The organism is Gordonia sp. (in: high G+C Gram-positive bacteria) (genome assembly GCF_049299075.1).
Lineage (GTDB): Bacteria > Actinomycetota > Actinomycetes > Mycobacteriales > Mycobacteriaceae > Gordonia.
In genome coordinates this window covers 1-1,810 of record NZ_JBAQWU010000209.1, presented here as the reverse complement: position 1 = coordinate 1,810, position 1,810 = coordinate 1, and the positions used below count along the sequence as shown (strand labels likewise).

The 1,810-nt window shown below is 70.0% G+C and carries 1 protein-coding gene; it reads left to right on the top strand.

Annotated features, from left to right (window positions below; all coding sequences use genetic code 11):
* Window positions 1–1,556: alpha/beta hydrolase (locus WAW85_RS06585; RefSeq protein ID WP_422558832.1), on the top strand; the 1,556-nt coding region annotated here is incomplete at its 5' end.
* Between the last annotated feature and the right edge of the window lie 254 nt (window positions 1,557–1,810).

Here is a 1,810-nt window from a genome sequence, read left to right as displayed (position 1 = left end):
CCCGAGGATTTCTCGACGCGGCCGTCACCGTGGCGCAGTCCGCGGACGCGCTCACCGACTGGCGCGGGGCCACCCGCGAGGCCGTCGCCCAGCGACTGGAGCGGCAGGCCAGTGCGGCCAACGGAATCTTCGCGAGTCTGGACGCTGCCGGCGGCCTCGGCCGGGAGGCCTACACGACCCTGGCCCCAGTACGCACCCTGCTCCTACAGACGGTGTTCACCGCCTCGACCAAGGGCTTCCTGGTGGCCGACAACGGCACCGTCACCCACCCGTCTGGGCGCCGGGGACTGGACGCCAGCTTCCTGACTTTCCGGATCACGTCACTCCTCGCGCAGCTCACCGCCTACGACGCCCTGCTCGGTTCCCGACTCCGCGAACGGGCCGCCCAGATCACCGCCGACGGCATCTCACTTCCCCGTCCCGGCGGCGGCTGGACTGATCCGATCACCCTCGTGCGGCAGTTGCAGACCCTCGATCAGGAGTCGGTGCGCCGATTCTGGGAGGCCCTGACTCCGAGCGAGGAGCAGCTGCTGGTCAGCACCAACCCGGAAGTGATCGGCAACCTGTACGGGGTGCCCTTCGCCGACCGCATCAACGCCAACCGGATCGCCATCAGCCGGGCATTGCGCGGCGAGGTCCAGGGCGGTCGCGGCGACTGTGAGCGAGCCCGCGCACTGCGCGCCATGCTGGCCCCCGGGCGTCAGTTCCTCGCCTTCTCCGCCGCGGGCACCGGGAGCTACATCGAGCAGATCGGCGAACTCCGGCCCGGCATCGACGGGGTCGGCGTGCTGGTCCCCGGCACCGGAACCAACCTGAACAATGCGGACCAGCAGCGGCGCCGAGCCCTGGCGTTGGCGCAACGGTCCGGATCGGCGGTGTTCGTCTTCAGCGACGGCGCACTGCCGCAGCGGGTGATCCCGGAGCAGCAGAATCTGCGTATCCCGTCCGCGTACATCGGGACCGCCGTCGACGGCGAGCCAGCACGAAAACTCGGCCAGCAGCTGGTCGGGTTCGGCCGCGACCTCGATGCGGAGATCGCCAAGTACGCCCCGGGCACCGCCACCACCTATCTGGGACACTCGTACGGCGGCACGGTGGTCGGCACCGCCGAGCAGTACGGGTTGCGCGCCGACCGGATCGTGTTCGCCTCCGCAGCGGGTACCGGCGCCGCCGACGGACCATGGCGCGATCCGAATCCGGCGGTGCAACGCTATTCGCTCACCCCGCCGGGCGATCCGATCCACTGGGCGCAGAAGTATGGCGGCGGCGTGCACGGCGGGGATCCCGATCATGCGCCCGGCGTCCGGCGGCTAGACAGCGGCTGGTACTCCTCCCGCGGCACCACACCAGGCCGACTGATTGAGGGGTGGGGCTCGCACAGCTCCTATCTCGACGATCCAGGGTCCACGGCGTTCGGTAATCTCGCCGACGTCATCGCCGGGCGCCCACCCACCGAGTATGTGCCGAGGCGCCCGGACATCCCGCAGCAGGCCGCCGACGGGGTGCTGGACAACTGGCTGCGGTCGTTGACCGCACCGTTTGCCGGGCTCCGGTGACGGCGCGGTCGAGATTCGGGCCGACCAGCACCGCCAGCGGGACCGGATCGGCGAGCGCCGACGCCGCCGTTCCCTTCACCGCCGATCAGACCCCCGGTCACCGCTCCTGTCGGCTGCTCAGATGAATCCCGGATCACTATTCGGAAGCTACGGGCAGATCGGACATACTGGTGACGATGTCCAAATTGTCTCCCGCCCTGCTCCTGTCTGCGAGTGCGCTCGCCGCTACCCTGCTGCTGACCGCCTGCGACCCG